At 42.3% G+C, this 25,939-nt stretch carries 20 protein-coding genes; 15 read left to right on the top strand and 5 right to left on the bottom strand.

Going from position 1 to position 25,939, the window contains the following annotated elements:
* The first annotated feature begins 44 nt into the window (after nt 1-44).
* The 4 genes from ACTB00_RS00100 to ACTB00_RS00085 are packed head-to-tail and all read left to right on the top strand — an operon-like array spanning nt 45 to nt 7,292.
* Nucleotides 45-3,563, top strand: coding sequence for a SusC/RagA family TonB-linked outer membrane protein (locus tag ACTB00_RS00100; protein ID WP_463297913.1), 3,519 nt, complete (start codon nt 45-47; stop codon nt 3,561-3,563).
* A gap of 13 nt (nt 3,564-3,576) precedes the next feature.
* On the top strand, nt 3,577-5,133 hold the full coding sequence (locus ACTB00_RS00095) for a RagB/SusD family nutrient uptake outer membrane protein (RefSeq protein ID WP_463297912.1): 1,557 nt from the start codon (nt 3,577-3,579) through the stop codon (nt 5,131-5,133).
* 24 nt (nt 5,134-5,157) lie between these two features.
* On the top strand, nt 5,158-6,051 hold the full coding sequence (locus ACTB00_RS00090; protein ID WP_463297911.1) for a zinc-binding metallopeptidase: 894 nt from the start codon (nt 5,158-5,160) through the stop codon (nt 6,049-6,051).
* A 5-nt stretch (nt 6,052-6,056) separates the two neighbouring features.
* The gene (locus ACTB00_RS00085) at nt 6,057-7,292 is read left to right on the top strand and encodes a DUF4302 domain-containing protein (RefSeq protein ID WP_463297910.1); all 1,236 of its coding nucleotides are present in this window, start codon (nt 6,057-6,059) and stop codon (nt 7,290-7,292) included.
* A gap of 334 nt (nt 7,293-7,626) precedes the next feature.
* Here ACTB00_RS00085 and ACTB00_RS00080 read toward each other — a convergent pair whose 3' ends face one another.
* From ACTB00_RS00080 to sppA, 4 genes are all read right to left on the bottom strand, one after another.
* Nucleotides 7,627-8,577 carry a pyridoxal-phosphate dependent enzyme gene (locus ACTB00_RS00080; RefSeq protein WP_463297909.1) on the bottom strand — a complete coding sequence of 317 codons (951 nt, stop codon included), beginning with the start codon at nt 8,575-8,577 and terminating at the stop codon, nt 7,627-7,629.
* Nucleotides 8,578-8,592: 15 nt separating this feature from the next.
* The gene (locus ACTB00_RS00075) at nt 8,593-9,405 is read right to left on the bottom strand and encodes a purine-nucleoside phosphorylase (RefSeq protein WP_463297908.1); all 813 of its coding nucleotides are present in this window, start codon (nt 9,403-9,405) and stop codon (nt 8,593-8,595) included.
* A complete protein-coding gene (lpxK, locus tag ACTB00_RS00070; RefSeq protein ID WP_463297907.1) occupies nt 9,344-10,450 on the bottom strand; it encodes a tetraacyldisaccharide 4'-kinase in 1,107 nt (368 codons plus the stop codon). The genes ACTB00_RS00075 and lpxK overlap by 62 nt, the downstream gene beginning before the upstream one ends.
* Nucleotides 10,451-10,544: 94 nt before the next feature.
* On the bottom strand, nt 10,545-12,317 hold the full coding sequence (gene sppA, locus ACTB00_RS00065) for a signal peptide peptidase SppA (RefSeq protein ID WP_463297906.1): 1,773 nt from the start codon (nt 12,315-12,317) through the stop codon (nt 10,545-10,547).
* 90 nt (nt 12,318-12,407) lie between these two features.
* On the opposite strand from sppA, the gene folK reads away from it, so the two are divergent.
* From folK to ACTB00_RS00050, 3 genes are all read left to right on the top strand, one after another.
* Nucleotides 12,408-12,893 carry a 2-amino-4-hydroxy-6-hydroxymethyldihydropteridine diphosphokinase gene (gene folK, locus ACTB00_RS00060; protein WP_463297905.1) on the top strand — a complete coding sequence of 162 codons (486 nt, stop codon included), beginning with the start codon at nt 12,408-12,410 and terminating at the stop codon, nt 12,891-12,893.
* A gap of 130 nt (nt 12,894-13,023) precedes the next feature.
* Nucleotides 13,024-14,307, top strand: coding sequence for an MFS transporter (locus ACTB00_RS00055; RefSeq protein WP_463297904.1), 1,284 nt, complete (start codon nt 13,024-13,026; stop codon nt 14,305-14,307).
* Between the two features lie 240 nt (nt 14,308-14,547).
* Nucleotides 14,548-14,805, top strand: a complete 258-nt coding sequence (locus ACTB00_RS00050; protein ID WP_463297903.1) for a hypothetical protein — start codon at nt 14,548-14,550, stop codon at nt 14,803-14,805.
* A gap of 151 nt (nt 14,806-14,956) precedes the next feature.
* Here the strand turns inward: ACTB00_RS00050 and ACTB00_RS00045 are convergent, their stop codons facing one another.
* Entirely contained in the window at nt 14,957-15,691 is a 735-nt protein-coding gene (locus ACTB00_RS00045) for a lysophospholipid acyltransferase family protein (protein WP_463297902.1), read from the bottom strand.
* Between the two features lie 331 nt (nt 15,692-16,022).
* On the opposite strand from ACTB00_RS00045, the gene ACTB00_RS00040 reads away from it, so the two are divergent.
* The 8 genes from ACTB00_RS00040 (at nt 16,023) to ACTB00_RS00005 (ending at nt 25,186) form a co-directional block, all read left to right on the top strand.
* Entirely contained in the window at nt 16,023-18,527 is a 2,505-nt protein-coding gene (locus ACTB00_RS00040) for a CoA-disulfide reductase (protein WP_463297901.1), read from the top strand.
* Between the two features lie 123 nt (nt 18,528-18,650).
* Nucleotides 18,651-19,538 carry a LysR substrate-binding domain-containing protein gene (locus ACTB00_RS00035; RefSeq protein WP_463297900.1) on the top strand — a complete coding sequence of 296 codons (888 nt, stop codon included), beginning with the start codon at nt 18,651-18,653 and terminating at the stop codon, nt 19,536-19,538.
* 171 nt (nt 19,539-19,709) lie between these two features.
* Complete coding sequence (locus ACTB00_RS00030; RefSeq protein ID WP_463297899.1) at nt 19,710-20,645, top strand: YeiH family protein; 936 nt, start codon at nt 19,710-19,712, stop codon at nt 20,643-20,645.
* A gap of 110 nt (nt 20,646-20,755) precedes the next feature.
* Entirely contained in the window at nt 20,756-21,196 is a 441-nt protein-coding gene (locus ACTB00_RS00025; protein ID WP_463297898.1) for a DMT family transporter, read from the top strand.
* Nucleotides 21,197-21,371: 175 nt separating this feature from the next.
* A complete protein-coding gene (locus ACTB00_RS00020) occupies nt 21,372-22,256 on the top strand; it encodes a 3-keto-disaccharide hydrolase (RefSeq protein ID WP_463297897.1) in 885 nt (294 codons plus the stop codon).
* A 551-nt stretch (nt 22,257-22,807) separates the two neighbouring features.
* The gene (locus tag ACTB00_RS00015) at nt 22,808-24,436 is read left to right on the top strand and encodes a glycoside hydrolase family 88 protein (protein ID WP_463297896.1); all 1,629 of its coding nucleotides are present in this window, start codon (nt 22,808-22,810) and stop codon (nt 24,434-24,436) included.
* Between the two features lie 251 nt (nt 24,437-24,687).
* Nucleotides 24,688-24,897, top strand: coding sequence for a (4Fe-4S)-binding protein (locus ACTB00_RS00010; protein ID WP_463297895.1), 210 nt, complete (start codon nt 24,688-24,690; stop codon nt 24,895-24,897).
* Nucleotides 24,898-24,901: 4 nt separating this feature from the next.
* Nucleotides 24,902-25,186 carry a GNAT family N-acetyltransferase gene (locus ACTB00_RS00005; RefSeq protein ID WP_463297894.1) on the top strand — a complete coding sequence of 95 codons (285 nt, stop codon included), beginning with the start codon at nt 24,902-24,904 and terminating at the stop codon, nt 25,184-25,186.
* The last annotated feature ends 753 nt before the right edge of the window (nt 25,187-25,939 follow it).

Below are 25,939 nucleotides of genomic sequence, written 5' to 3'. Positions count from 1 at the left end.
TGCAGGTATCAGCAAGGTCAAGTAAGAGACTCATCGAGCTAAAAATGAATAAATGCTCTTTGGTCGATGTTTTAAACGAACTTAAAAAGAAAACCGATTACACCTTTCTTTTTAATGTTGATGAAGTCGAAAAGCTAGAGGAGGTTGAGCTTAGCTCTAGTCCTAAGACCGTAGAAAACATATTGGATGAATGCCTTTCTGGTTCCGGACTCTCATACGAGATAAAGGATCAAGTGGTCATCATCAAATCGAATCCGGACATAGAGCAGCAAAGCTCACCGAATGTTCAGCCTCAAAAGGTTGGAGAGATTAGCGGTGTTGTTACCGACGAAACCGGAGCTCCAATGCCCGGAGTTTCCGTAGTTGTTAAAGGAACAACACTTGGAGCAGCAACCGACTTCGATGGTCGTTACCGGTTAAAAATTCCTGACAAAGCAGATCAAACACTTGTTTTTTCGTTTATCGGTATGAAACCGAAGGAAGTTAAAATTGAAGGTCAGTCTCAGTTGGATGTGACCTTAGAGTCGTTTTCAGAGAGTCTTAATGAGGTTGTGGTCACTGGTATGGTAACAACCGATAAACGATTGTTTACAGGAGCAAGCCAGCGACTAGATGCGGAAGATGTTAAGCTCGCAGGTATTGCTGATGTTAGCCGCGGCTTGGAAGGACGTGCGGCTGGGGTTTCTGTACAAAACGTTTCAGGTACTTTTGGAACTGCTCCTAAAATACGTGTAAGGGGGGCAACTTCAATTTATGGAAGTTCGAAACCTCTTTGGGTTGTTGATGGAGTAATAATGGAAGATGTGGTTGAAATGAGCTCTGATGATCTTTCATCAGGAGATGCAATAACGCTGATTAGCTCGGCTATCGCAGGCTTAAATGCTGATGATATTGCAAGTTTTGAGATTTTAAAAGACGGTTCGGCAACATCAATTTATGGTGCCCGGGCAATGGCTGGTGTAATTGTAATCACCACAAAAAGAGGTAAAGCCGGAGTAAGTCGAATTAGTTATACCGGCGAATATACATACCGCTTAACTCCATCTTACAGCGATTTTAACATCATGAACTCTCAGGAACAAATGTCGGTTTATGAAGAAATGCGCGAAGGAGGATGGTTGAATTATGCCGACATTACCAATGCCCGTGAGAGTGGGGTGTATGGGCGGATGTATCGTCAGTTGAGCCAGCTTGATGGATCAGGTAATTATGTATTACCTAATACGCCCGAGGCCATGGCTGGATTTTTACGTCAGGCCGAATACCGAAATACGAACTGGTTTGATGAGCTTTTCAATACCAACATCATGCAGAATCATTCCGTAAGCATGTCTTCAGGAACTGAAAAGTCAAGCTACTATGCATCAATTAGTGCCTTGGTTGATCCGGGCTGGACGCTCGACAGTAAGGTGAATCGCTATACCGCGAATTTTAATACGAATTATAAGATTCGTGATAATCTATCGTTAAATACAATTAGTAGCGCCTCATACCGGAAGCAGAAAGCGCCCGGAACTTTGGCTCAGGATGTAGATGTGGTAACCGGAAAGGTTAAACGTGATTTTGATATTAACCCCTATTCTTTTGCACTAAACTCTTCAAGAGCTTTAGATCCGGATAACTACTACACGCGTAATTACGCCCCCTTCAATATCAAAAAGGAATTGAGTGAAAACAATATTGATTTGAACGTGGTTGATGTTAAGTTCCAATCGGAACTGAAATGGAAAGTGGTGCCAAAAGTAGAGTTAAGTGCTTTGGGAGCATTGAAATATCAAGCAACTTCGCAAGAACATAATGTTACTGAGTTTTCGAACCAGGCACAGGCATATCGGGCAATGGGTAATACAACTATACGCGATGACAACCCATTCTTGTATACTGATCCTGACGATCCTTATGCTTTGCCAGTTAGTGTATTACCTCAGGGGGGGATTTATACGCGAACGAATTATTCCATGCTTGGATATGACTTGCGGACAACGGCATCGTATAAAGATGTCTTCAACGAAACCCACATTGTGAATTTTTACGGTGGAATGGAGATTAACTCATCCGACCGGAAGAAAACAAGCAATACCGGATGGGGAATGCAATACTCCATGGGGGAAATACCATTCTATACTTACGAGTTGCTTAAAAAGGGAATAGAAGAGAATAATTTATATTATAGTCTTGAGAATACCAGGTATCGGAATGTTGCCTTTTTTGGTAATGCGACCTATTCGTATAAAGCGAAGTATACTTTAAATGGTACATTGCGTTATGAAGGGTCTAACAAATTAGGTCGTTCTCAAAGTGCTCGTTGGCTTCCTACCTGGAATATTTCGGGTGCCTGGAATGCGCACGAAGAAGGCTTTTTTAAAGATTTGGAGCCAGCCATTTCGCACCTTACCTTGAAAGCATCCTATAGTTTAACGGCAGATAGAGGCCCGTACGATGTTACAAACTCATTAGTTGATATTCGAAGTAGAACACCATGGCGTCCAACTGCTGGAGTAAAGGAAAGTGCGCTTTATATCAACTCGCTTGAAAATAGCGACCTGACCTATGAGAAAAAACATGAATTCAACTTTGGAGCTGAAATCGGGTTTCTTAACAACAGACTTAATACCACTTTTGATGTTTATCGACGGAACAACTTTGATCTGATAGGCATTGTTAACACACAGGGTTTAGGAGGAGAGGTTTCTAAATTTGGTAACGTAGCATCCATGAAATCTGATGGTTACGAATTTTCATTGTCGTCGACCAATATTAGAACGAATAATTTCTCATGGGTTACCACCTTCGTGTATTCAAAAGTGAAGAATGAAGTGACCGATTTGGAGACAAGATCTCGGGTAATTGATTTGGTTACCGGCACCGGATTTGCCCGCGAAGGCTATCCTGTACGTTCCATTTTTTCAATTCCATTTGAGGGGCTGAATAGTGAAGGTTTGCCAACATTCCTAAACGACAAAAATGAAACAACGGTGTTCGACATTTATTTTCAGGAGCGTGAAAACCTTGATTTTTTGGAGTATTCAGGTTCGGCCGACCCGACAGATATTGGTAGTTTAAACAATACTTTTTCGTATAAAGGATTTCGATTTAATTTCTTCATGACCTATTCATTTGGGAATGTGGTACGTCTCGATCCTGTATTCGATAGTTCCTATTCTGACCTGACCGCCTTACCCCGCGAATTTAAAAACCGTTGGGTAAATCCCGGTGACGAAGCCTTTACCGATGTTCCTATTATTGCTACAAAAAGACAAGAGGACAACATTGGGAGATATGATCTGGCAACTGCGTATAATGCTTACAATTATTCTACTGCAAGAATTGCAAGCGGTGATTTTATTAGAATGAAGGATGTTTCTTTATCCTATGATTTTGATAATCAAGTAACAAAGGCACTTGGAGTGAATAGTTTATCACTAAGAGTGCAAGCAACAAACCTCTTTTTAATTTACTCTGATGACAAATTAAATGGGCAAGATCCTGAATTTTTTAATACAGGAGGGGTTGCAGCTCCGGTTCCTAAGCAGTTTACGTTTACCTTAAAGCTTGGTTTATAAAAAAGATTTAGATATGAAAAGAATGAAAATACTATATTTCATCTTGATGGCCATATTGGCCTTCTCATGTGATGATTTTCTTGATGAAACTCCGGATAACAGAGCTGAAGTCGATAGTCAGGTTAAGATCAGGAAACTTCTCGTTTCTGCATATTCTGAGGGCAACTATGCCTTGGCTTGTGAACTCTCATCCGACAATATTGAAGATACCGGTGAGTCGAATCCGAATACAACTCGTTTATTCGAGCAAATGGCAAACTGGGAGGAAGTAACCGAAGTCGATAATGATGATTTGAAAAATGTTTGGGAAGGGGCTTATCTTGCGATTGCTAATTCTAACCAGGCATTGGCTGCTATTGACGAAATAGGTGAAGAAAGCCTACTTGCCGAAAAGGGCGAAGCACTGATCACACGTGCCTATTCACACTTTATTTTAGTTAATGTTTTTTGTAGGCATTATAATTCGGCAACGAGTGATACTGATTTGGGAATTCCTTATATGGAAGCGCCCGAGACCAAACTGAATCCGAAGTATGAAAGAGGTACGGTTAAAGAGGTGTACGAGAAAATAAATGCAGACATTGAAGCTGCACTGCCTTTAATTAGCGATGATGTGTATGAAGTCGCTGCGTATCACTTTAACCAGAAGGCTGCTTACGCATTTGCTGCCCGGTTTAACTTGTTTTACGAGAATTGGGAAAAGGCAATTAGTTATGCTACCGAGGTGCTAACAACCAATCCTTCGTCACGATTGCGCGACTGGACGGCCCTGGGCGAGCTTCCTAGATCTCGCGAGCCAGTAACCAATGCTTATATAAACGATCCTGCTGATTTATTGGCTGTGCCAACTGGATCTAGTCTGGGGCTTTACTTTGGAGCGTTTTATGTTGGTTCCAGATTTAATCATACTGAGAAAATTGCTGAAGAGCAAACGCTTAATGCTCCCATGCCTTGGGCTCCAGACGGTGTTCTCCTTGGGTATTTTAATTTTCGACCATTTGTATACTCAGGAAACAACTTGGATAAAACCTTATTTTATAAAATTCCATACTTGTTTGAAATCACCGACCCTGTAGCGGGTGTAGGATATACAAAAACAGTTATGATTCCATTTACGACTGATGAAACCCTTTTGGTAAGGGCTGAAGCCGAAATCATGTTGAACAGGAATGATGAAGCACTAGCCGATTTGAATGCCTGGACTCGTGGTTTTTATATTCCAGGGGCGGAAACAACGCTTGATGACATCAACACTTTCTACAATGGGCTTGATTATTCATCTGAGGATACACCAACTCAGAAAAAGAAACTTAGCCCGGGCTTTACGGTAGCGGCAGGTATGCAGGAGAATTTAATTCACTATGTATTGCAATGCCGTAGAGTACTTACCTTACACGAAGGTTTGCGCTGGTTCGATATTAAGCGCTACGGAATTGAAGTGCCACGCTATCAAATTCAATCGAATGGAGCTGTAAAAGTTTTGGATGTGTTGGAAAAAGATGACCTACGCAGAGCATTGCAGCTTCCACAAGATGTTATTTCAGCAGGAGTAGAGGCAAATCCTCGTTAATAATTAACTGTAAAAAGAAAAATCATGAACAAAAACAGAATAACCTACTGGCTGATGATCGCTATAATCATGGTTGCTGTTGGGGCATGCACCGAAGAGGACGGCCCCAACCCCGATGTTAGCGTAATTACAGTAGAAAGCAAAACCCAAAATGCTTTTGATAAGTATTTGGACGAAATTTATAGGAAACCCTATAATATTCGATTCATGTATAAAATGGAAGATATCGAGTCTGACATGGATTACCAGCTGGTGCCGGCACTTTATGAGAATTCAATAACAATGGCCAATCTGGTCAAATATTTATGTTTAGATGCCTATGAAGAGGTTGCTCCGGATGGATTTCTGGAAAAATATTTTCCTAAAATGATTATGATGGTTGGATCTCCGGCCTACCGTAATAATGGTACAATGGTATTGGGAACTGCCGAAGGTGGATTGAAGATTACTCTTTATAATATCAATAATCTGGATGTAACAAATGCAGCTGCATTGTATGAGTATTATTTCAGAACCATTTTCCACGAATTCTCGCATATTTTGCATCAAACCAAAGACTATTCGACCGATTTTGACAAAATATCGGCGACCGACTATGTTGGTGGTTCATGGGATGATGCATGGGCTTCGGGAGCTTCTCTGGAAGCCGGTTTTATTAGCGACTATTCAAGTAAAGAAACCGATGAGGATTTTGTTGAGCTGATTGCTCATTATATCACCAACACCGAAGAGAGCTGGGCGGTAAAAATGGAAGCCGCCGGTGAAAACGGAAGTGCTATTATTGGTGAGAAAATGGCCATTGTAAAAGCCTACCTGAAACAAGTGTGGGATATTGATATCGACGAATTGCGTGCCTCTATTCAAATGCGAGGAAGTAAGTTGGGAGAACAAGATCTTGATAAAATAACAATAGAATAGTAACTATGAAGAATATTATTTATATCATGCTGCTTTCTTGTGCATTAAGCATTTTTACCACTTCGTGTGATCATGAAACAGAGATGCTTTTTGATGAAACAGCATCACAACGTAAAACAGCTGCAGTTGAGCAGTACCAAGAGGCTCTGAAAAGTTCTGATGAAGGATGGTTATTTCAGTATTTCCCCGATGAAGAAAAGCAATATGGCGGTTACAGCTATGTGGTCAGATTTAACGAGAACGATAGTGTCGCAGTTTGGTACGAAGGAATGGATGATGTTACCAATCCTGCCGTATCATTTTACGATGTTATTTCCTATGGTGGCCCTGTACTGACCTTTAATACCTATAATCCGTTCATGCATTATTTTGCAACGCCGTCGGGTGCCGAATACAATGCAAAGGGAGGCGATTATGAGTTTTTGCTGATGTCGTCAGAAAGTGATGTGATAACGCTGCAGGGAACAAAAACCGGGAATAAAATGCGCCTTACAAAAATGACCGAACCTGCTGAGGATTATATTGCTAAGGTAAAAGAGGTCTCTGCTATTATTGGAGGGGTATCTTTTATTGCTAAAGTAAATGGAGAGGAGGTATTGGTAGCAGAAATGAATCGTAATTTTACTTTTGAGTACACCGATAACGGTAATGACACATCAATTGTTGTTCCATATATTGTTACCGATACAGGGATTTCATTTTATGAAAAAGTAGAAATTATGGGGCAAACGGTTCAGGATTTTATTTTGGATAAAGAAAATGGGCAGTTAATTTCAACTGAAGGCGAAGTGAAACTTGATATTATTCCCTCGCCGATCCAGTTTACCGGTACGTACTGGGTTATTGATACAGAGACGGAGGCTAATCGTTCAGCGGCTTTTATGGAAGTATATACCCAGGTAGATGAAGCAAATAATGCCGCACTTCCGTACCCGTTGAGCAAAGTCATTTATTTAGGACAACCACTTGCGGATTACGATCCAGGGCTTGTTATGGGCTTGGGTGAGTACTATATTCAGTATAATTTGTCTTTTACCGGAGTGAAGGGGCATGAAGATTACCTCAATATTGAAAAGATTGGCGGAGGGTTAAATTGGGAATTTGTACCTCATGTTAATCCTTTGTTGAATCTAATTGTCGAAAATGCGCCTTACCAAGTTGCATTAGATGATGCTGAAAACCCTACCGGATATAGGCTTACGAGTGTCGAAAATCCAAGTGTTTGGTTTATCATACAATAAAAGCTCTGTATCCATAAATATCCATTAATAAATGAGTTGGCTTAAAGATCAGTCTTGAGCCAACTCTTTTTTTTGGTGGTGTTCCAATAATTATAAAACCACCAACTACAGTGGTTCTATATTGGGCTGAACTTCAAAAAAGCAATTGAAAAAGGGGGAACGAAATTTCTGCTTCGGGATTTACAATCTTTATAACCGGATGGACCCTTATTACTATTACTTCAAATCAAGTGCGGAAAGTTGAAAAACCTACCAATCTTTATGATTCCCGATTATTCGATCTGTTTCATTCACTTGTAAGTGGTAGTTATAAAAGGATCCATCAATTTGTTCGTTAAAACGGCAAGTTCTCCAAATCAACATTGCCACCACTGAGAATGATGCCCACTTTTTTATTGGTAACGTCCACTTTGTTTTCGAGAATGGCAGCCAGAGGCACGGCAGCTGATGGTTCCACAATAATTTTCATGCGCTCCCAAATCATGCGCATAGCACGAATGATGCTCCGTTCGGAAACAGTGACTATTTCATCGGTCTTTCGCTGGATGATCCGAAAATTCAGTTCGCCTACTGATGTTAGTAAACCGTCAGCAATGGTTTTTGGGTTGATTGAAGGGACCAACATCTTGCCATGAAATGACCGGTAGGCATCATCGGCACCCTCCGGCTCGGCTGCAATTACCAGGCCTTTGGGGTTCATTGCCCTTGCAACGATAGAAGTCCCGCTTAGTAATCCTCCGCCACCAATGGGGCAAAGAATAATGTCGAACTCGCCGTAATCTTCGATTAGTTCTTTGGCTGCAGTACCTTGCCCACAAATCACCTGGAAATTATTGTAGGGGTGAATTTCTTTGGCTCCTGTCCGGTCCTGAATTTCGAGCAATGTTTGTTCGCGGCTTTCGAGGGTTGGCCGGCAGTAGGTAATTCGCGCACCGTACGATTCAACGGCTTTCTTTTTAATGGCAGGCGCATTTTCTGGCATTACAATGTAAGCTGGAATATTTTTCATCCGAGCTGCCAGTGCCAGCGCTGCCGCGTGGTTGCCGGATGAATGGGTGCAGACTCCTTTCAACAACTGGTTTTTGGGCAGCGAAAACACCGCGTTACTGGCTCCTCTGAACTTAAAAGCTCCGGCTTTTTGCAGGTTTTCACACTTAAAGAATAGCTTGCCTCCCGTAATTTCATTGATGGACTGAGATGTTAAAACCGGAGTACGATGCACCAGACTTTTGATTCGCTCGTGGGCTTCTGTAATATCGTCAAACTCGGGAATTTTAAAAATCATGCTTGCTCCTTTTGCTTAGATTTTTGCAATTAGGTTTTTAAGAATTAGTGTCATAGAAGGCTCCGAACGCATGGCGACTTCCTGCACCTCCTCGTGCGAAATCTCCACGATTTCACCCGGCACGCCACTGTCGGTAACAATGGAAATGCCAAATATTTTCATTCCCATATGCCGGGCAACAATCACTTCGGGTACGGTAGACATGCCTACCACATCGCCACCCAAAATGCGAAACATCTTGTACTCGGCAGGGGTTTCAAATGTAGGACCTTGCACTCCCACGTAAACGCCTTCTTTCACATCAATTTTATTTTTGAGGGCAATAAACTTGGCTTGGTCACGTAACTCTTTGGAGTACACCTGGCTCATGTCGGGGAATCTTGGTCCAAGTTCATCAATATTTATACCATGTAGCGGATGCTCCGGAAACATATTGATGTGGTCGCTGATGATCATCAGATCGCCAACTTTAAAATCGGGATTTAAACCGCCCGTAGCATTCGAAACCATCAGATGATTAATCCCTAGTTTTTTCATTACCCGAACCGGAAAGGTGACCTCTCTCATGTCATATCCTTCGTAATAATGAAACCGCCCTTGCATGGCCAGTACTTTTTTACCACCGAGTTCTCCGTAAATCAGTGTTCCGTTATGCCCCTCAACTGTTGAAACCGGAAAGTTTGGTATTTCTTTATAGCTAATTTTTTTCTCGATTGTAATTTCGTTGACCAGACCTCCCAGTCCAGAACCTAGGATGATTCCTACTTCAACGCTGCCTTGAATTTGTTCGCTTATGTAACTCGCGGTTGCTTCTATTGTCTTTAACATAGCCTACGATTGTTTTATTAAAACTTTTTCCCTCGTGATCCAGAAACTTAATCACGACAGGAATATAATATAATTGAGATTGAATAAAATCCGGAATTGATGTTTCATCGCGAAGACGCATGGCATCCTTCTCTGTTGTGATGATCATCGGATTTTGGCTTTGATATTTCAGATATCGTTCTTCTATTTCTTTAAAATCTTTAGCCCCGAAATTATGGTGATCTTTAAAAATCAGCTCATCGATGACCGCATAGCGCGATGCCAGGTATTTTTGCAGGAGAGCCGGGTTCGCGATTCCGGCAAGCAAAATAACAGGACGCTTCTTTTCACCATCCATTTCCTCCTGAAGTTTTTTCTGTTCGCCAAAAACAGCCGTCGGATTTCCATACTCCATCGTGGTGAAAAATAAGGATTGATACGGTCGAAGGTTGACGTCTTTCATAATGATCCGACGCGTGATCGGAGTAATTTCGTCAGGGCATTTGGTATAAATAATAATGTTTGCTCTCCGGCGCTGGTATTTGCGTTCGCGCAGCCTGCCAACCGGGAGGAGTTCATCTTTATCAATCGGGCGGTTGTAATCAATCAGTAAAATATTGATTCCCGGGCTTACCTGGCGGTGCTGAAAAGCATCATCCAATAAAACGGCATCCGGTGAATTTGCTTCATCTTTCAATAGGTGATTTATTCCGCGAACCCTTTTTTCGTCAACTGCCACCGTGACATCAGGAAATTTTTGCTTGATTTGAAGTGGCTCGTCACCAACTTCATACGCTTTTGAAGTTGTTTCGACTAAACGGAAGCCTTTTGTTTTGCGTTTGTAACCTCTGCTTAGTGTTGCTACATTGACATGTTTTTTCAAGAGCTGAACCAGATATTCCGTGTGTGGTGTTTTGCCGGTTCCTCCTACCGTAATATTTCCAATTGAAATGATTGGAATTTCAAATTCAGTAGACTTGAAAATTTTAGAGTCGTAAAGGGTGTTTCGGATGTAAACAACCACTCCATAGATCCATGAAAACGGGTATAAAAGGACTTTCAGCATAAACGAATTTTGTACTACGAAGTTATGAAAATTCGGGCATAAAAAAAGAAGCTACCAGTGCTGGCAACTTCTTCAATTATTTTTTTCGTAGTCATTAGTCCACCCGAATATCGTAAGGCATGCGTGCCAGTACTCCGCGGGTGTGTTTAATTTCCTGTAGTCGTTGATAAATCGGGTAAGCTTCGCCAATTTCTTGTTTCAACACCCACATGCGAGCTGAGCCAGACATTTCTTTGATCCACTCCTCAAACGGATCTTTCAGTTCTGGCAATGCTTTAATTCGGTAGCGATCCAGTCCCGCCTTTTGTTTGGCCAATTCGATAGCATCTTTTATTCCACCATATTGATCAACCAGTCCAATTTCGATAGCATCGGGAGCAGCCCAAACACGTCCTTGTCCAACTTCATCAACCGCTTGAGTGGTCATGTCACGCCCTTCGGCAACACGACCGGTAAAAATGTCATAACCTTTTTCGATATAGTTCTGCATCAATCCTTTTTCAAACTCAGTGAGTGGTCGGGTCAGCGATAAGATATCGGAATGAGCATTGGTGTTGACAACATCTTGCGTAATCCCAAGTTTGTCAGTCATTAACTCGTTAATATTTGGAATCACCCCAAAAATTCCAATGGAGCCGGTAATGGTTGTCCGGTCGGCCAGAATGGTATCAGCAGCGGCTGCGATGTAGTAACCACCGGACGCAGCAACATCGCCCATTGAAGCAATAACCGGTTTGGTTTCAGCAGCCAGTTTCACTTCGCGCCAAATAACTTCAGAACCATAGGCACTTCCGCCGGGGGAGTTGATGCGAAGGACAATCGCCTTGATTGTGCTGTCGCGCCTGGCCTGACGAATGGTTCGTGATAACTTATCAGAATCGATACCGTCAGTTCCGGATCCCGGCATGTCGATGCCACCACTGGCATAAATTATGGCAATTTTATCGCGTGCCAATCCTTTACCATCGGTTTGTGCGGGGACTTTTGAATAGGCTTTTATTTCAATTGAGCGGACATCTTTGCTTTCGCGTGTTGCGGTCAATTGTTTTAAATCGTCAATTACCTGGTCTTTGTATTTCAGCGTATCCACCAAACCTTCATTCAAGAGGTATTCAGCACCACGGAAGGTTGTTACTCCATCAGCCAGTTCGTTCAGTTTTTCAATGGAAATCCCACGCGATTCGGAAATATCGATCAACATTTGGTTCCACAAGCTGTTTGTGTATTTTTCTGTTTGCAGACGGTTTTCAGGACTCATTTTTTCCAGCAAATACGGTTCAACAGCGGCTTTAAATTTACCGTGTCGTATGACTTGCATTTCAACGCCTATTTTTTCCAGCGCATTTTTATAAAACATCCGATGCGCACTTAACCCTTTTAGTTCTAGAATTCCTTTGGGGTTTAAGACAACCTGATCGGCAGCAGACGCCAAATAGTAGGCTTTTTGCGAGAAGGTTTCGCCATAAGCATAAATGAATTTTCCCGTTTCTTTGAAGTCGATCAGCGCATTGCGTATTTCTTCAACAGTTGCAAGCCCTGCCGTAATTGTTGACGGGTTGAGGTAGATTCCTTCGATATTGTCATCTGTTTTTGCTTTTTCAATACAACTAAGAATATCGTCGAGACCTGTTTGTTTGGTTGCTGCAAACCCGGGCAAGTCTAAATCGCTAAATGGACTGTTATTGGCACGTTCGATAATCTCGTTTTCCAGACGAATAATCAATACCGTTTTATCTTTTACGGTTGTCGTTTTTTCGCCCATCGAAACCAGTGATGATATAATGCCAATGGAAAGGATGGTCATGATAATACCCGCAATCATCACCCCAACAATGGTTGCCAGGGTATATTTTAAAAAACTTTTCATAGTGGTGATTTATAAGATGTCGTTTATAACTTTGTAGTTTTTAAGAATAGGTACGAATTTACACAATTCGTTACATTTTATGTACAAAAGATGGCAAAGCTTTTTTTGCTTTTAGGGGGTAATTTAGGTGATAAGCGCGCGGTATTCGAAAAGGCGCTGAAACTGGTGGAATCGATGGTTGGTTCAATTGTCAAATACTCATCAGTTTACGAAACTGAGCCTTGGGGTTTTGAATCCGATGATTTGTTCTGGAATCAGGCAGTGATTGTTGAGACTGATTTAGATCCGCAAGCAGTACTTTTGCAAACTCAGCTAATTGAGAAAAAGCTCGGGCGTGTTCGTCACTCCGGGCAATACAGCTCTCGGTTGATTGATTTGGATTTGTTGTTTTACGATGACCAGATCATTAAAAATGATGAGCTTGAAATCCCTCATCCTCGAATCGCTGAACGGCGATTTGTTTTGCAGCCACTGGTCGAAATTTCACCGGAGTTTATTCATCCCACATTCAATAAAACAATAGCCCAATTACTTAATGCATGTCCTGATCGATTGATCGTTAAAAAGTTATCCTGAGCTGATCGATTGATTTAGACGTGTAAAACCTGAAAAAAATCATCTTTGAAGGAATTCAATACGTTTCAAATTTAATTAACTTGTGGTGCGAAATTTTAAACCGGTAATTAAATCTTCAAAAAAATCAGTAATGGGTAATCGTACAAAATTTCCAAAGGTTTTTTGGGTGGCCAACTCTATTGAGGTGCTCGAGCGTTTTGCGTATTATGGTATTTATATGAGTTTCGGTATTTACTTGGGCGAACTTGGTTTTTCGAAAGGAGACCTGGGCGTCATTCAGAGTATTTTTCTGGCACTTTCGTATCTGATACCCTTATTTTCTGGCACATTTGCTGATCGATATGGATTTAAGAAGATGTTAATTATTTCGTACATGGCATATCTTCCTGCCATTTTATTGCTGATTTTAACGCAGACGTTCAGCGGAATTGCGCTGACCATGCTGACCATTGGATTTGCTGCCGGTATTTTTAAACCACTGATTTCATCAACTGTTCGAGCAACGACAGATTCGACAAATAAAACACTGGGATTTGGCATCTTTTATCAGATGGTGAATCTTGGCGCATCGGTTGGACCAATAGTTATGGGGAAACTGAGGGGCTGGTCGTGGGACTATGTTTTTTATACTGCTGCAGCTACGGTGGGTCTGATGTTTATTATTACGCTGCTTTTTTACAATGAACCAGAGCGCGAGCTTGAAGGTGTCACCTTAAAAAAGAAGTTCAGAGACATGGGAGAAGCATTATCCGACATTAAGTTTCTGAGTTTTCTGGTGTTGTTGGGTGTCTTTTTTTGGTTGCCGTTTTGGGCGTTTTTCAATGTGTTGGCTGTTTATATTAACGATTATCTGGATACCGCCTCTCTATATGAATCTGTCCGAATGGTGCTAGGAACAGGCATTACTCGATTTATTTCGAGTCAGGATAGTGGAGTTTGGCGAATTAACGCTGAAGCTATTTCGCATACCGGTTATATTATCATTGTATTTCAGTTGGCTATTTCCCGTATTTTTGAGAAACGCGGTGCTATATCTTCATTTTTATTTGGTTTGGTGGTGGCTGCTTCAGGTTTTGTAGTGCTTGGCTTATCGGTCACAATAGCCGGTGGCTTGGTCTTTCTGGGCGTCTTTCTGTTTGCTGTTGGCGAAATGATTTCCGCACCACGAATTCAGGAATATATTATGTGGATTGCTCCCAAAGAGAAAGCTGGCCTGTATATGGGAACCAATTTTCTGGCTACTTTTATCGGTGCTGTCTTAAGTGGACTTTATACTTGGTTAATGGGAATCTATGAGACATCCGGTCATCCAGAATACATCATGTATACGTTGACTGTTCATATATTGATAGGACTTCTCGCGATCTATCTTTTTATTCGAAAAGTTGGTGAATTTCAGGAGAGAACGGAGTAGTTAGTGAGTTTCAGGTTTTTTTTTGTTTTTAGTCCTTTTCCAAATAAGCAAGACTACTCGATGTAAATGAGGTTAAGATTGAGCGCTTTTCTAAAAGGGGAAGGTTGGTTTTTTTGTGAGTGGGCTAATGAGTTTATTATTCGGTATTGAGTTCCTTTGCTTACCCTTCGAAAACCACCTTCCAAAGGAGGAATTTTGACAATGCTAGTTTTTAATTCAAATATGTATATATTTGCATGCATGGATAAAATGGAATTTAAAAAATTGGAGATTCAGCCTGAAGGTAGTTGGGTAAAACGGACACTATTGTCGCAACATGGAAAAAAAACCTTGCTTTATATTGGACTGGGGGCAGTAGCAGGACTAATGCTCTATTTTTTAAGCAAAGAAAACCCCACTTCTAACATCAGTATTGGTGAATTGGCTCAAAATATGTTTTTCGGTGGCTTCTTTGGTTTTTTTATAACCAATAGCCCCTGTGCAAGAGGTAAATGTTAAACTGGTTCTTTGAAGCAGTACAAAGCATTAAGTCGATCTCGTATTAAATAATCTTCACAAGCCGGGTGTTTTAAAAGACACAATAATCGCGTTTCATTTTTGTAAAAACTTGATGGTGCTTCTAGTTAATTGGTTGTTTAACGATCGAGTCCTATTGACCTAGATGTGCTTTGATTTTTTGCTCAATCTCCAGAGTTAACTCTTTAATATCACGCCCTGCAGGATCGATCGGGGGAAGAACAGTGAATGTTAGCTTATTTCCAAAGTTGAGAGGGAAATAACCTTTTTCCATCAGCTTGCTATTGCCGTCAATGACATAGGGGACGATCCAGGCCGAAGGTGCTGCACGTAATAAAGAAGCAATACCAGCGGGCTGAAAACTCTTTACCTCGCCGGTTTTACTTCGCGTTCCCTCTGGGAAAATGCTGGCACAATAGTTTTCCTTTTCAATGTGTTTTCCCAGTTTCATAATTTCAACAATGGATTGTCGCCCATTCGTACGATCAATCAAGGCAGATCCTCCATGCTTCAGATTATACGAAATGCTCGGAATTCCTTTTCCTAATTCCTTTTTAGATACAAACTTGGGATGATGTTTGCGAAAGCCCCATACAATGGATGGAATATCAATCGTGCATTGGTGGTTTGACACGATAATGAATGGACGCCCCTGAGGCAGCAGGTGAAATCCCCGATACCGAATTCTGGAACCCATAACCACCAAGCCGTAAACCAAAATAAAATTAAGGACATCTACTGATTTCTTTCTTAAATGATAACCTCCAATCCAGCGACAAACAACCTGAATAGGATGAAATACTAAAAGCGATAGTCCGAATATCAATAAATAAACCGGAGATAGTAAATAGCCGAGTATAGTCTTCATTATTCCATCGAATTTGATTGCACAAAAGAACAAAAAATACATGAATTGACCTTGAAATTTAGTTTCGCACTCAAATTAATTAGAGTCAAATCAATCTGGAGTATTTATCACAGTCAATCCGAATCATGATTTTTCCCATGAAAAAACCAGAATAGAAATCGATTTCAAAAACAGCACATATGTTCTTTTCGACGAAAGATTAAGATAATGTTATTTCAATCCTGAATTTTGGAAAAAGAAGACAAGTGAACTTTAAATATGTAGACATTTGCATATCTATTTATGGAGATGTTTTTAGTCGAAGAATTGAATTAATTCATATCAAAAAAAAATGGCAAAATATATTATAGTTGGAGGAGTTGCCGGAGGTGCAACCACTGCTGCCCGTTTACGAAGATTGGACGAACATGCAGAGATTATCATGTTCGAACGAGGACAAAATATTTCCTATGCTAATTGTGGCCTGCCTTATTATATTGGAGGAACAATTGCCGAACGGGACAAACTGTTGGTTCAAACTCCAGAAAGCTTCAAGGCCCGTTTAAATGTTGACGTTCGGGTGCTGCAGGAAGTCACCAAAATCAATCGTAAGCAAAAGACGGTTGAAGTAGTCAATCACCAAACAAAAGAGAGCTACACCGAAGCTTACGACAAGTTAGTTGTGTCGCCCGGAGCCGAGCCTGTAAAACCCCCAATCTCGGGAATCAACGATCCATCGATTTTCACCCTTCGCAATGTTGCTGACACCGACAAAATCAAATCATTTTGTGACGAGCAAAAGCCACAGCGGGCAGTCGTTGTAGGTGCCGGTTTTATTGGATTAGAAATGGCCGAGAACCTTCACAAACTGGGGATGAACGTTACGATTGTTGAAATGGCCAGTCAGGTGATGGCGCCACTCGACTACGAAATGGCAGCTGAAGTTCACCAGCACTTGAAAACCAAGGAAGTCGAATTTTACCTGAAAGATGGTGTAAACTCGTTCACGCGTTCGGCCAATCATTTAACGGTACAGCTTCAATCCGGACGACAAATTGAAACCGACATGGTTATTCTGTCAATTGGTGTGCGCCCCGAAACAAAACTGATCAAAGAAGCCGGCTTGGAACTTGCTGAAAATGGCGGCATAAAAGTCAATGAATTCCTTCAAACTGAAGATGAATCGATTTATGCTTTAGGCGATGCCATTGCTTTTCCACACCCGATAACTGGTAAATATGTGAATACCTACCTAGCCGGACCGGCCAACAAACAAGGACGCATTGTAGCCGACAACCTGGTCATGGGCAACACCCGGAAATACAGAGGTGCTATTGCCACCGCCATTGCCAAGGTTTTCGATATTACGGCGGCATCAACCGGATTATCAGCCAAAGCGCTGAAGCGTGAAGGCATTGAGTACACCTCGAATATTATTCACGGATCGTCACACGCCGGATACTATCCCGGAGCTTTGCCATACACCTTAAAAATTCTATTTCACCCAAAAACGGGTAAGCTTTATGGAGCTCAAATGATTGGTTATAAAGGCATCGACAAACGCATCGACCTGATCGCAACCGTGCTTTTAAACAACGGTACAATTTACGATCTACAAGATATTGAACATGCCTATGCACCTCCTTATTCGTCGGCAAAAGACCCGGTAAACCAAGCCGGTTACGTGGCCGAAAATATCATTACCGGCCGCATGAAAAACATCAACTGGGTTGAAGTGAGCAAACTGCATGGGCCCCAAATCTGCCTGCTTGATGTACGTACGCCTGCCGAACACGCCTTGGGACATATCGAAGGTTCGATCAATATTGAAGTTGATAAAATTCGCGAACGCCTCAGCGAAGTTCCACGCGATAAAAAAATCATCGTTTACTGTGGGGTTGGAATTCGCGGCTATTTTGCCTGTCGTATTTTGATGCAAAACGGTATCAACGAAGTGTATAACCTGAGTGGTGGTTACAAAACCTACGAACATACGACCTGCAAGCAAAGTAATGAGGACATTTTTGAATCAAGCTACATTGCGAAAGACGATCATATTTACCGCGGAAAACCGGAAACGAATTCACCAATCGCTGCGCCACTGGCCAGCCATGTTAAAACGATTGAAGTAGATGCTTGCGGATTGCAATGTCCGGGGCCGGTACTCAAGCTAAAAACAGAAATGGCAGCCTTGAAACCGGGCGAACGCCTGATTCAGAAAGCCAGCGATCCGGGATTTTTCAAAGACGTCAAATCGTGGTGCAACATGACGGGCAATAAGCTGGTTACGCTGGATTCGAACGAAGGAATTATTACGGCAGTCATTGAAAAAGGCGGCGAAGCACAACCGCAACAAACCAATGGAACACCTGTTTCGGTAAAACTGCCCAAAAACAAAACCATGGTGGTTTTTAGCGATGATATGGATCGCGCGTTAGCTTCTCTGGTTATTGCCAATGGTGCCGCATCAATGGGAAAACAGGTTACGCTGTTCTTCACCTTTTGGGGACTCAACATCATCAAAAAAGCCGACAAACCTAAAATCAATAAAGACTTGATGGGTAAAATGTTTGGCAAGATGATGCCTGAAAATGCGGGCAAACTAAAGCTTTCCAAAATGAATATGATGGGCATGGGGTCGATGATGATGAAAAAGCGCATGCTTGCCAAGCGAGTCGACTCCATTGAAGATATGATAAAAACAGCTTTGGATAATGATGTTAGAATGATTGCCTGCCAAATGTCGATGGACGTGATGGGCGTGAATGCCGAAGAGTTGATCGACGGCGTTGAGATTGGTGGAGTGGCTACTTATTTGGAAGAAGCAGAAAAATCCAATTTAAACTTGTTTATTTAATTGCTCAATAATAGTTTTTTTTAACGCCACTCTTCGTTTGGAGAGTGGCGTTTTTTGTTGAACAACAAGTGTCCTTCCTGAAAAAACCATAACTTTCGGCGTCCAATAAAAAGGGTACAAAAAATGGATTATCGGGATGAAGTATTTTTAGCTGTTGCCGAAAACCTCAGTTTTTCGAAAGCTGCCGAGGCCTTGTTTATTAGTCAGCCGGCCGTAACCAAGCACATCAAAGAGCTGGAAAGCAAGTTGAACAGTGCCTTGTTTGAGCGCAAGGGCAACAAAGTTTACCTCACCAAAGCCGGTAAGCTGGCCTATCTTCATCTCAAACAAATTAAGCAACGCTACCACGAGCTGGAGTTTGAACTGAGCCGGTTGAACGACGATTACAAAGGCTCACTCCGCATTGGAGCCAGCTCCACCATTTCGCAATACCTGATCCCCAGTGTGCTGGCCGCGTTCCACCAACGGTTTCCGCAAATCAAGCTCGACTTGTTCAATGGCAACTCATTCAGCATGGAGCAAAAGCTGCTGAACCAGGAAATTGACTTGGCCTTGGTTGAAAACGATTCCTCGCAAAGCAATATTCGCTATCTTGATTTTTTGGAAGATGAAATTGTGGTCGTTAGCGGCATCAACAGCGTTTACGGCAAGCGGAAAAATTTGTCGCTGGCCGATTTACAACAGATCCCCATTGTGCTGCGCGAACGAGGTTCGGGAACACTGGAGGTGATTCAGCATGCCCTGAAAAAGCATAAAATTGAACTGGACAAACTCAATATTCTGATCCACCTGGGAAGTACTGAAGCCATTAAAAACTTTCTGGTCAATTTTGAAGGCATTGCCTTTGTATCGGAAAAAGCCATTAATAAAGAATTGCAGCTGAAAACCATTGTCCGCCTCAACATCAAAGAGCTAACCATTTCTCGAAAGTTGCGCATAGCCATTCGCCAGGGACCCGAAAACAGCACTCAGCAGCTGTTTCGGAATTTTCTAATGCATTACCAATTTTAGAATCTGCAACACGACTTCAAGTCTATCCATCACGTTCTTTCGACTATCTTAAAGGATTATAAAAGCAGCCTGCTATCATAACCTTTGGTTATCGAATATAAGTTTTTAGTATTTGATTTAACTATGTCAATGCGCCACCTTTGTAACCGTTAAAACAAGCCAACTACGGTTATGAAGCAAACAAAATACATTCAACTGATTTACGGAATAGCGATTGCAACCTGCTTTTTGCCGTTTATAACTCCAGCGGTAGCCTTGCTTGGCGGTATCGGACTATCTTTAGTAGGCATACGACATCCAAACATTCATAAGCAAACTGCGCGGGTATTGCAAGCTTCCATTGTGCTGATGGGCTTTGGCATGAACCTCACGCTGGCCGTACAAGCCAGTAAAGCCGGACTTCTGCTAACAGCCGGCTCGGTTGTTCTCACAATTGGCATGGGACTATTATTGGGAAAGCTACTTCGTGTTGAATCAAAAATAAGCTGGTTGATTGCCTCCGGAACGGCCATTTGCGGAGGAAGTGCCATTGCGGCGGTTGCTCCTGTTCTTCATGCCAAAAACTACCAGATTTCCTTTTCGTTGGTGGTCATCTTTATTTTAAATGCCGTTGCATTAGTGATTTTCCCGATGATTGGTCACTACTTTCAACTTAGCCAGGAAACCTTTGGTTTTTGGTCGGCCATTGCCATTCACGATACCAGCTCGGTGGTTGGGGCAGGCGCTTCGTACGGTGCAAAAGCCCTGGAAGTGGCCACCGCTGTTAAACTCACCCGTGCGCTGTGGATCATTCCACTCTCGATTGTCATTGCCCTGTTTAATAAAGACGAGAAAAGAGGGGAACTCAGCATCCCCTGGTTTATTGGTTTGTTTGTTATCGCCATTGTAGCGGCTCATTTCCTTCCTCAGTGGCAGTCCACTTACACGCATTTAAACTGGCTAGGCAAACGTGGAATGGTTATCGCCTTGCTACTCATTGGTTCCAATATTTCTATTGCCGAAGCTAAAAAAGCAGGTTTGCGAAGTTTTATACTGGGTATTTTATTGTGGCTGTTTATTGGAGGTCTGTCACTGTTCGTACTTCGCATGCACGTGCTTGGTATTTAACCTCCGTGAATCCAGATCGAATACAAGCGTAAATTACTTTAGCTCTTATTTCAACAACAAAAACATTGTCTAAATTTGTCTTTCGAAACAACTTGAAAATTTAGAAGAACATGAAAATAGTTTACACGATTATCGTATTGCTTATAGGTTGTTTACTGGCGATCCAGGGAAGTATTAACACCCAGCTGACGACCTTTTTAAAACACCCAATGCAAGGAGCATTGGTTAATTTTATGGTTGGTTTTGTCTGCTTAGTTGGGCTAAACCTGATTTTCAGAACACAAATACCCGACTGGGAACATGTAAAAGCGGCTCCTTGGTATTTATTTGGCGGCGGTATGCTGGGAGCCATCTTTGTGTCATCAGTCATTTTCTTTATTCCTAAGATTGGGGTGAGTACCGTGTTGGCGGCGTCTATCGGGGGGCAGCTGATTGCTGCTTCGGTGATCGATCATTTTGGCTTATTTGGCCTCACCGTGCAACACATCTCTCCAAGCCGCATTGCTGGTATCTTACTTTTGCTTGGAGGCATTTTTCTGATTCAGAAATAAGAAAATCAGCAACAGGCGGTAAGCTGAAGATGTACAAAGCCGGCACGTGCCTGTGATTTTAGACTTGAAAACACCGGGCATCATTGTCATGGTGCATCAACTTGCTTTTTGATTTTTGAAAAACTACCTTTAATCTTCCTTCAAAAAAAGTACGAAAACAACTTAATCAACTGTAATGAAAATTCAACCGCTGAGACCATTGGCTGTTTTACTGGCAATTTTTTTAGTATTCCCATCATTCACTCCTCCCGAAAAAAAATGGACTTATCTTTTAGATCAGGAATTGTCGCAATGGAATACCTACTTGAGTTACCGGCATCAGAATAGCTACGATGGCAAACAACCGACTGATGAAAACGGGAACCCAATTGAACCAATTGGTTACAACAACGACCAAACCGGTGTTTTTAGCATGCTGGAAGAAAATGGCGAACTCATCCTTCAGGTGAGTGGCGAAATATATGGCTGCATTTTTAGTAAACAGGAATTTGAAAATTATCATCTCAGTCTGCAAATTAAGTGGGGTGACAAAAAATATGAACCCCGACTGGACAAACTGAAAGATTCCGGTTTGCTGTATCATTCCATTGGTAAAGCCGGTGTTGACTACTGGCGTTCGTGGATGCTGTCGCAGGAGTTTCAGGTGATGGAGGGGCACATGGGTGACTACTGGAGCATTGCCAATTCGGCCATTGACATACGTGCTTTTCTTCCTGAGGGAATGATGAATACGGTAGCCGGACACGATCAACCCTTTTTGTCGATTGGTTCCGGAACCGGGCGCGATGGCTTTTGCCTGCGCAGTGTGAATAATGAAAGTCCCGACGGTGAGTGGACCACGTTGGAACTGATTACCCTGGGCGATAAAAGCCTGCACATTGTGAATGGCCGGGTGGTGATGGTGCTGCAACACTCGCGGGTGGTGACTGATGGAAAAACCACCCCGCTCACCAAGGGCAAGATTCAGCTGCAAAGCGAAGCCGCCGAATGCTTTTACAAAGATATCCGCATCAAATCGATTACTGAATGGCCCGCGAAGTATACCGGCTATTTTGAGTAGTCGAATCATTCAGGGATCACTTCTTCTTCTTCTTCTTGTAAGATAAAATTGATGGTCGTTTAAATGCCCTAATAGAATGCTCCTCATCCTGAACTCGTTTCAGGATCTTTCAGCGGATTGCTCCATGCGATTTCTATTCCTCTTTTCTTTACCCTGAAAAGGTTGTACAACAATAGCCCCAGGCAACGCCTGGGGGAAAAGGCATTCGCATTTGAAATGGCGCAATCAAGCGGTGTTGAATGGTGGTAAACCTTTCATGCGCCATAACGGAAAATGTTTTTGAAATGTGTTAATCGGATGTTGTGCTTTTTTACCCCTAAATCCCCTAAAGGGGACTTTGTGGTGTGCTAGAATCCAATTGCACTTTTTAAAATCGCTTTTAGCAAGTTGAGATTAATGCTTATAAGAAGGCTATTTTTTAGTTTCTTTATTGAAGATTAAAACAGATATCAGTCAGATGAAACGAGCATGTAAAAACATTCACACACAGAAGCATGATTATTTAAAGCGAATTCCATATGATACCTCTAAAAGCAAACCATTACAGTAACATGAAAAAATTACCTTTTATCTTAACGATCCTCTGCTCGTTATATATCTCAGCAGTGCCCGCGCAGGAAACCAACTGGGGCGAAGAATTCTCTGATGCCATTATGGATCGGCATCCAAATTCGATTAACGATTTAACCGGCAAAGGCTGGGAGTACTCGAACAGCATTGTGTTGTATGGGATGATGAAAATATACCATTACAGTCAAAACCCGGACTACCTCGACTATGTGAAAAAATATGTCGATTCGTATGTCGATGCCAATGGTAATATTCGTTTCGATTCGAGTGCCAATAACCTGGATCACATACACCCGGGATTACTGTTGGTGTTTTTATACGAAGAAACCGGATTAGAAAAATACAAGAAGGCCGCAGATAAAGTTCGTGCTGAGTTCGACACCCAGCCACGAAATCCGTCGGGTGGCTATTGGCACAAGCAAAAATACCCCAACCAAATGTGGGCCGATGGTATTTACATGGCCGAACCCTTTTTGCTAGTATATGGAAAAGCGTTCGATGACCTGGAGTATGCCGCCAATGAGGCCTCCTTTCAAACTACATTATTGGCGGAACATGCTTACAGCACCAGTAATCATTTGATTTATCACGGATGGGACGAAACCAAGGCTGCTTCGTGGGCCGACGACCATGGACGTTCGCCCATGGTGTGGTCGCGCGGAATGGGTTGGTACTGCATGGCACTGGTTGATATGCTCGACAACCTTCCGACGGAGCATGAAAAGTACAACGATTTTATAAGCCTCGTGCAAGGTTTGGCGCAAGGCATAAAGGAAACACAGGATGAAGAAAGCGGGCTTTGGTACCAGGTGGTCGATAGGGGAGATCAGTCGTCAAACTGGATCGAGACTTCGGGCAGTGCGATGTTTCTGTATATGCTTAAAAAAGCCATTACGAAAGGTTATCTCGACTCCTCCTATACCGATGTGATCGACAAAGGGTGGGCTGGCATGCAGGCAAAAATTACACTGGACTCCGGCAACCGACCTGTAATAAATGGATTTGTTGGTGGAATGGGAATTAAAGACAGCTATTCTTCGTACGTTGCGCAATCTGCAGTAAGTACGCCAACATCCAGTCATCCGCATGGGTATTGCGCCATACTTTCGCTGGCTTCGGTGATGGAGTGGCCTAAAGAAAAAATATACCAATTGGGAGTAAGTGAAGCCGGCAATGGCGAAGTGATTAGCACTACAGCCGAAACGCTTTTTATGCCGGGGCGTTACGTGAAGCTCACTGCACGCCCACAAGCGGGGAACGACTTTACCGGATGGACAGGAGACCTGACAAGTGCCGACACGGTGATTTATGTAAAAATGGATGCGTCGAAATCGATAACGGCTAATTTCAGTATAAATGTGGCCGTAAACCAGCTTAATTCGGATAATGAACTAACAATGTACCCGAATCCAACCTCCGGTATTTTATCGATTCAAACAAGTCAAAAGGTAGATGAAGTTACGATCTTTGATATCCACGGAAGTTTAATTCGCTCAAAGCTACCTTTAGATAACAACTCCATCAATTTAACTGATTTCGAGCCTGGGGTTTATTTCGTTGAATGTAAGATTGCCGGTCAGTCGATTCGACGAACGATTGTTAAAAAATAGACGATGGGGATAAGCTTGCAGGCGTTATCTGTCATCCGGATAACAAGCCGACTTCCGACTGCACCAAACAGATAACACGAAAGCAGGAATCATTTAACTTGCACCGGTGAACAATTGAGCACAGCAAATGCTTCTTATTGAGACCACAATAAAGAAAATCGGTGAAGCGGGCTATCCTCGTCGCAGAACTTCTTGAAATTAGTTTATTCAACAGCGTTCAGCCCGTTTGTTAATTCGATAAATAGATGACTATGGAAACAAAAGAGTACAGTAACGGCGAGATTACCATTTTATGGAAAGCCGACCGATGCATTCATTCCGGCGTGTGTGTAAAAACCCTGCCGCAAGTTTACAACCCACAAGCAAGACCATGGATTCAGGTTGAAAATGCCACCACTCAGGAGTTGATCGACCAGGTATCCAAATGCCCGTCAGGGGCTTTAAGCATCAAGGAGCACTAGACTAATGATAGAGATTGAACAGGAAGGAGATGGCCAGGCCGGCCGTTTTGTTATTTACGAAGCCGATGAATTTGCCGGCGAATTGGTTTTCAACTGGAGTGGAGAATCGAAATTCACTATTGAGCATACGAGTGTGGAGGCTCCGTTTAAAGGAAAAGGCTTTGGAAAGCAACTGGTGATGGAAGCGATCGCCTTTGCCCGCAAAAATGAATTGAAAATCGTACCCGTTTGTTCGTTTGCTCAACGACTGTTTAACGAAGACCAATCGTTGCAAACGGTCAGAGACTGAGAAAAACGAAAAGCGTTCTATTGAATGAGTTCAGTAGCCATGAACCAAGCGGTGACAACTGATATGGTATTTTGGCTTTCGCTAATTCCGTTTACCACCGGTTAGATGGGCGAAAATAGTTTCAGCGCAAACCCCATTTCATTTCTTTTCCTTAGATGAATCGAAAGATCCATATAATGCCCTTAAATAAGCAATAGCATTAGATGAAACGAAACAAAGAAAAATCAAGTCAAACCGAACCCTCACCCGGGCGTTTTGACGGCCTTCGCACTTTTCGCCTTTCGGCGAAGTTGGGGAACCACTACTGAATACTGTAACTGTACACTGCGACTTTTCCCTTGTTTTCTGGTTCAAAACCCTCGTAGGCCGAGCTTTTCGCCTATTGGCGAAGTGGCGGACTTGATTATCCCAATTGAAGACTCGTCTTCCTGAACTCGTTTCAGGATCTTTCAGCGGGTTGCTCTGCCTGTTCGGTCATCTGGTTATCTGAATATCCGAAAATCTGATGATCTATTAATCTTGATTCTAGTATCTTTCAGCTGATTGCTGCTATCTCACCCTCTTGGCTCTTGGTTCTTTATTCTTGTATCTAACGTCTAATATCTAGGGTCTTGTTTTTATTATATGTGGTGGGGCGTTGCCCCAAACCCCAATTACTTTTTTGATACCAAAAAGTAATCAAAAAAGATCAAGTCAAAGTTATCCTTCCACGCGCGTCAGGATTTTTTCTTTCCGGCGCACTGCCCGGGATAC

The organism is Sunxiuqinia sp., assembly GCF_055140945.1.
Note: the sequence above shows the minus strand (reverse complement) of the source record. Positions and strands in the feature narration are given on the sequence as shown.

Excerpts from the sequence above, each read along its gene's own strand:
- ACTB00_RS00100 (WP_463297913.1), top strand. The coding sequence starts at position 45 with ATGAATAAATGCTCTTTGGTCGATGTTTTAAACGAACTTAAAAAGAAA.
- ACTB00_RS00095 (WP_463297912.1), top strand. The coding sequence starts at position 3,577 with ATGAAAAGAATGAAAATACTATATTTCATCTTGATGGCCATATTGGCC.
- ACTB00_RS00090 (WP_463297911.1), top strand. The coding sequence starts at position 5,158 with ATGAACAAAAACAGAATAACCTACTGGCTGATGATCGCTATAATCATG.
- ACTB00_RS00085 (WP_463297910.1), top strand. The coding sequence starts at position 6,057 with ATGAAGAATATTATTTATATCATGCTGCTTTCTTGTGCATTAAGCATT.
- ACTB00_RS00080 (WP_463297909.1), bottom strand. The coding sequence starts at position 8,577 with ATGATTTTTAAAATTCCCGAGTTTGACGATATTACAGAAGCCCACGAG.
- ACTB00_RS00075 (WP_463297908.1), bottom strand. The coding sequence starts at position 9,405 with ATGTTAAAGACAATAGAAGCAACCGCGAGTTACATAAGCGAACAAATT.
- lpxK (WP_463297907.1), bottom strand. The coding sequence starts at position 10,450 with ATGCTGAAAGTCCTTTTATACCCGTTTTCATGGATCTATGGAGTGGTT.
- sppA (WP_463297906.1), bottom strand. The coding sequence starts at position 12,317 with ATGAAAAGTTTTTTAAAATATACCCTGGCAACCATTGTTGGGGTGATG.
- folK (WP_463297905.1), top strand. The coding sequence starts at position 12,408 with ATGGCAAAGCTTTTTTTGCTTTTAGGGGGTAATTTAGGTGATAAGCGC.
- ACTB00_RS00055 (WP_463297904.1), top strand. The coding sequence starts at position 13,024 with ATGGGTAATCGTACAAAATTTCCAAAGGTTTTTTGGGTGGCCAACTCT.
- ACTB00_RS00050 (WP_463297903.1), top strand. The coding sequence starts at position 14,548 with ATGGATAAAATGGAATTTAAAAAATTGGAGATTCAGCCTGAAGGTAGT.
- ACTB00_RS00045 (WP_463297902.1), bottom strand. The coding sequence starts at position 15,691 with ATGAAGACTATACTCGGCTATTTACTATCTCCGGTTTATTTATTGATA.
- ACTB00_RS00040 (WP_463297901.1), top strand. The coding sequence starts at position 16,023 with ATGGCAAAATATATTATAGTTGGAGGAGTTGCCGGAGGTGCAACCACT.
- ACTB00_RS00035 (WP_463297900.1), top strand. The coding sequence starts at position 18,651 with ATGGATTATCGGGATGAAGTATTTTTAGCTGTTGCCGAAAACCTCAGT.
- ACTB00_RS00030 (WP_463297899.1), top strand. The coding sequence starts at position 19,710 with ATGAAGCAAACAAAATACATTCAACTGATTTACGGAATAGCGATTGCA.
- ACTB00_RS00025 (WP_463297898.1), top strand. The coding sequence starts at position 20,756 with ATGAAAATAGTTTACACGATTATCGTATTGCTTATAGGTTGTTTACTG.
- ACTB00_RS00020 (WP_463297897.1), top strand. The coding sequence starts at position 21,372 with ATGAAAATTCAACCGCTGAGACCATTGGCTGTTTTACTGGCAATTTTT.
- ACTB00_RS00015 (WP_463297896.1), top strand. The coding sequence starts at position 22,808 with ATGAAAAAATTACCTTTTATCTTAACGATCCTCTGCTCGTTATATATC.
- ACTB00_RS00010 (WP_463297895.1), top strand. The coding sequence starts at position 24,688 with ATGGAAACAAAAGAGTACAGTAACGGCGAGATTACCATTTTATGGAAA.
- ACTB00_RS00005 (WP_463297894.1), top strand. The coding sequence starts at position 24,902 with ATGATAGAGATTGAACAGGAAGGAGATGGCCAGGCCGGCCGTTTTGTT.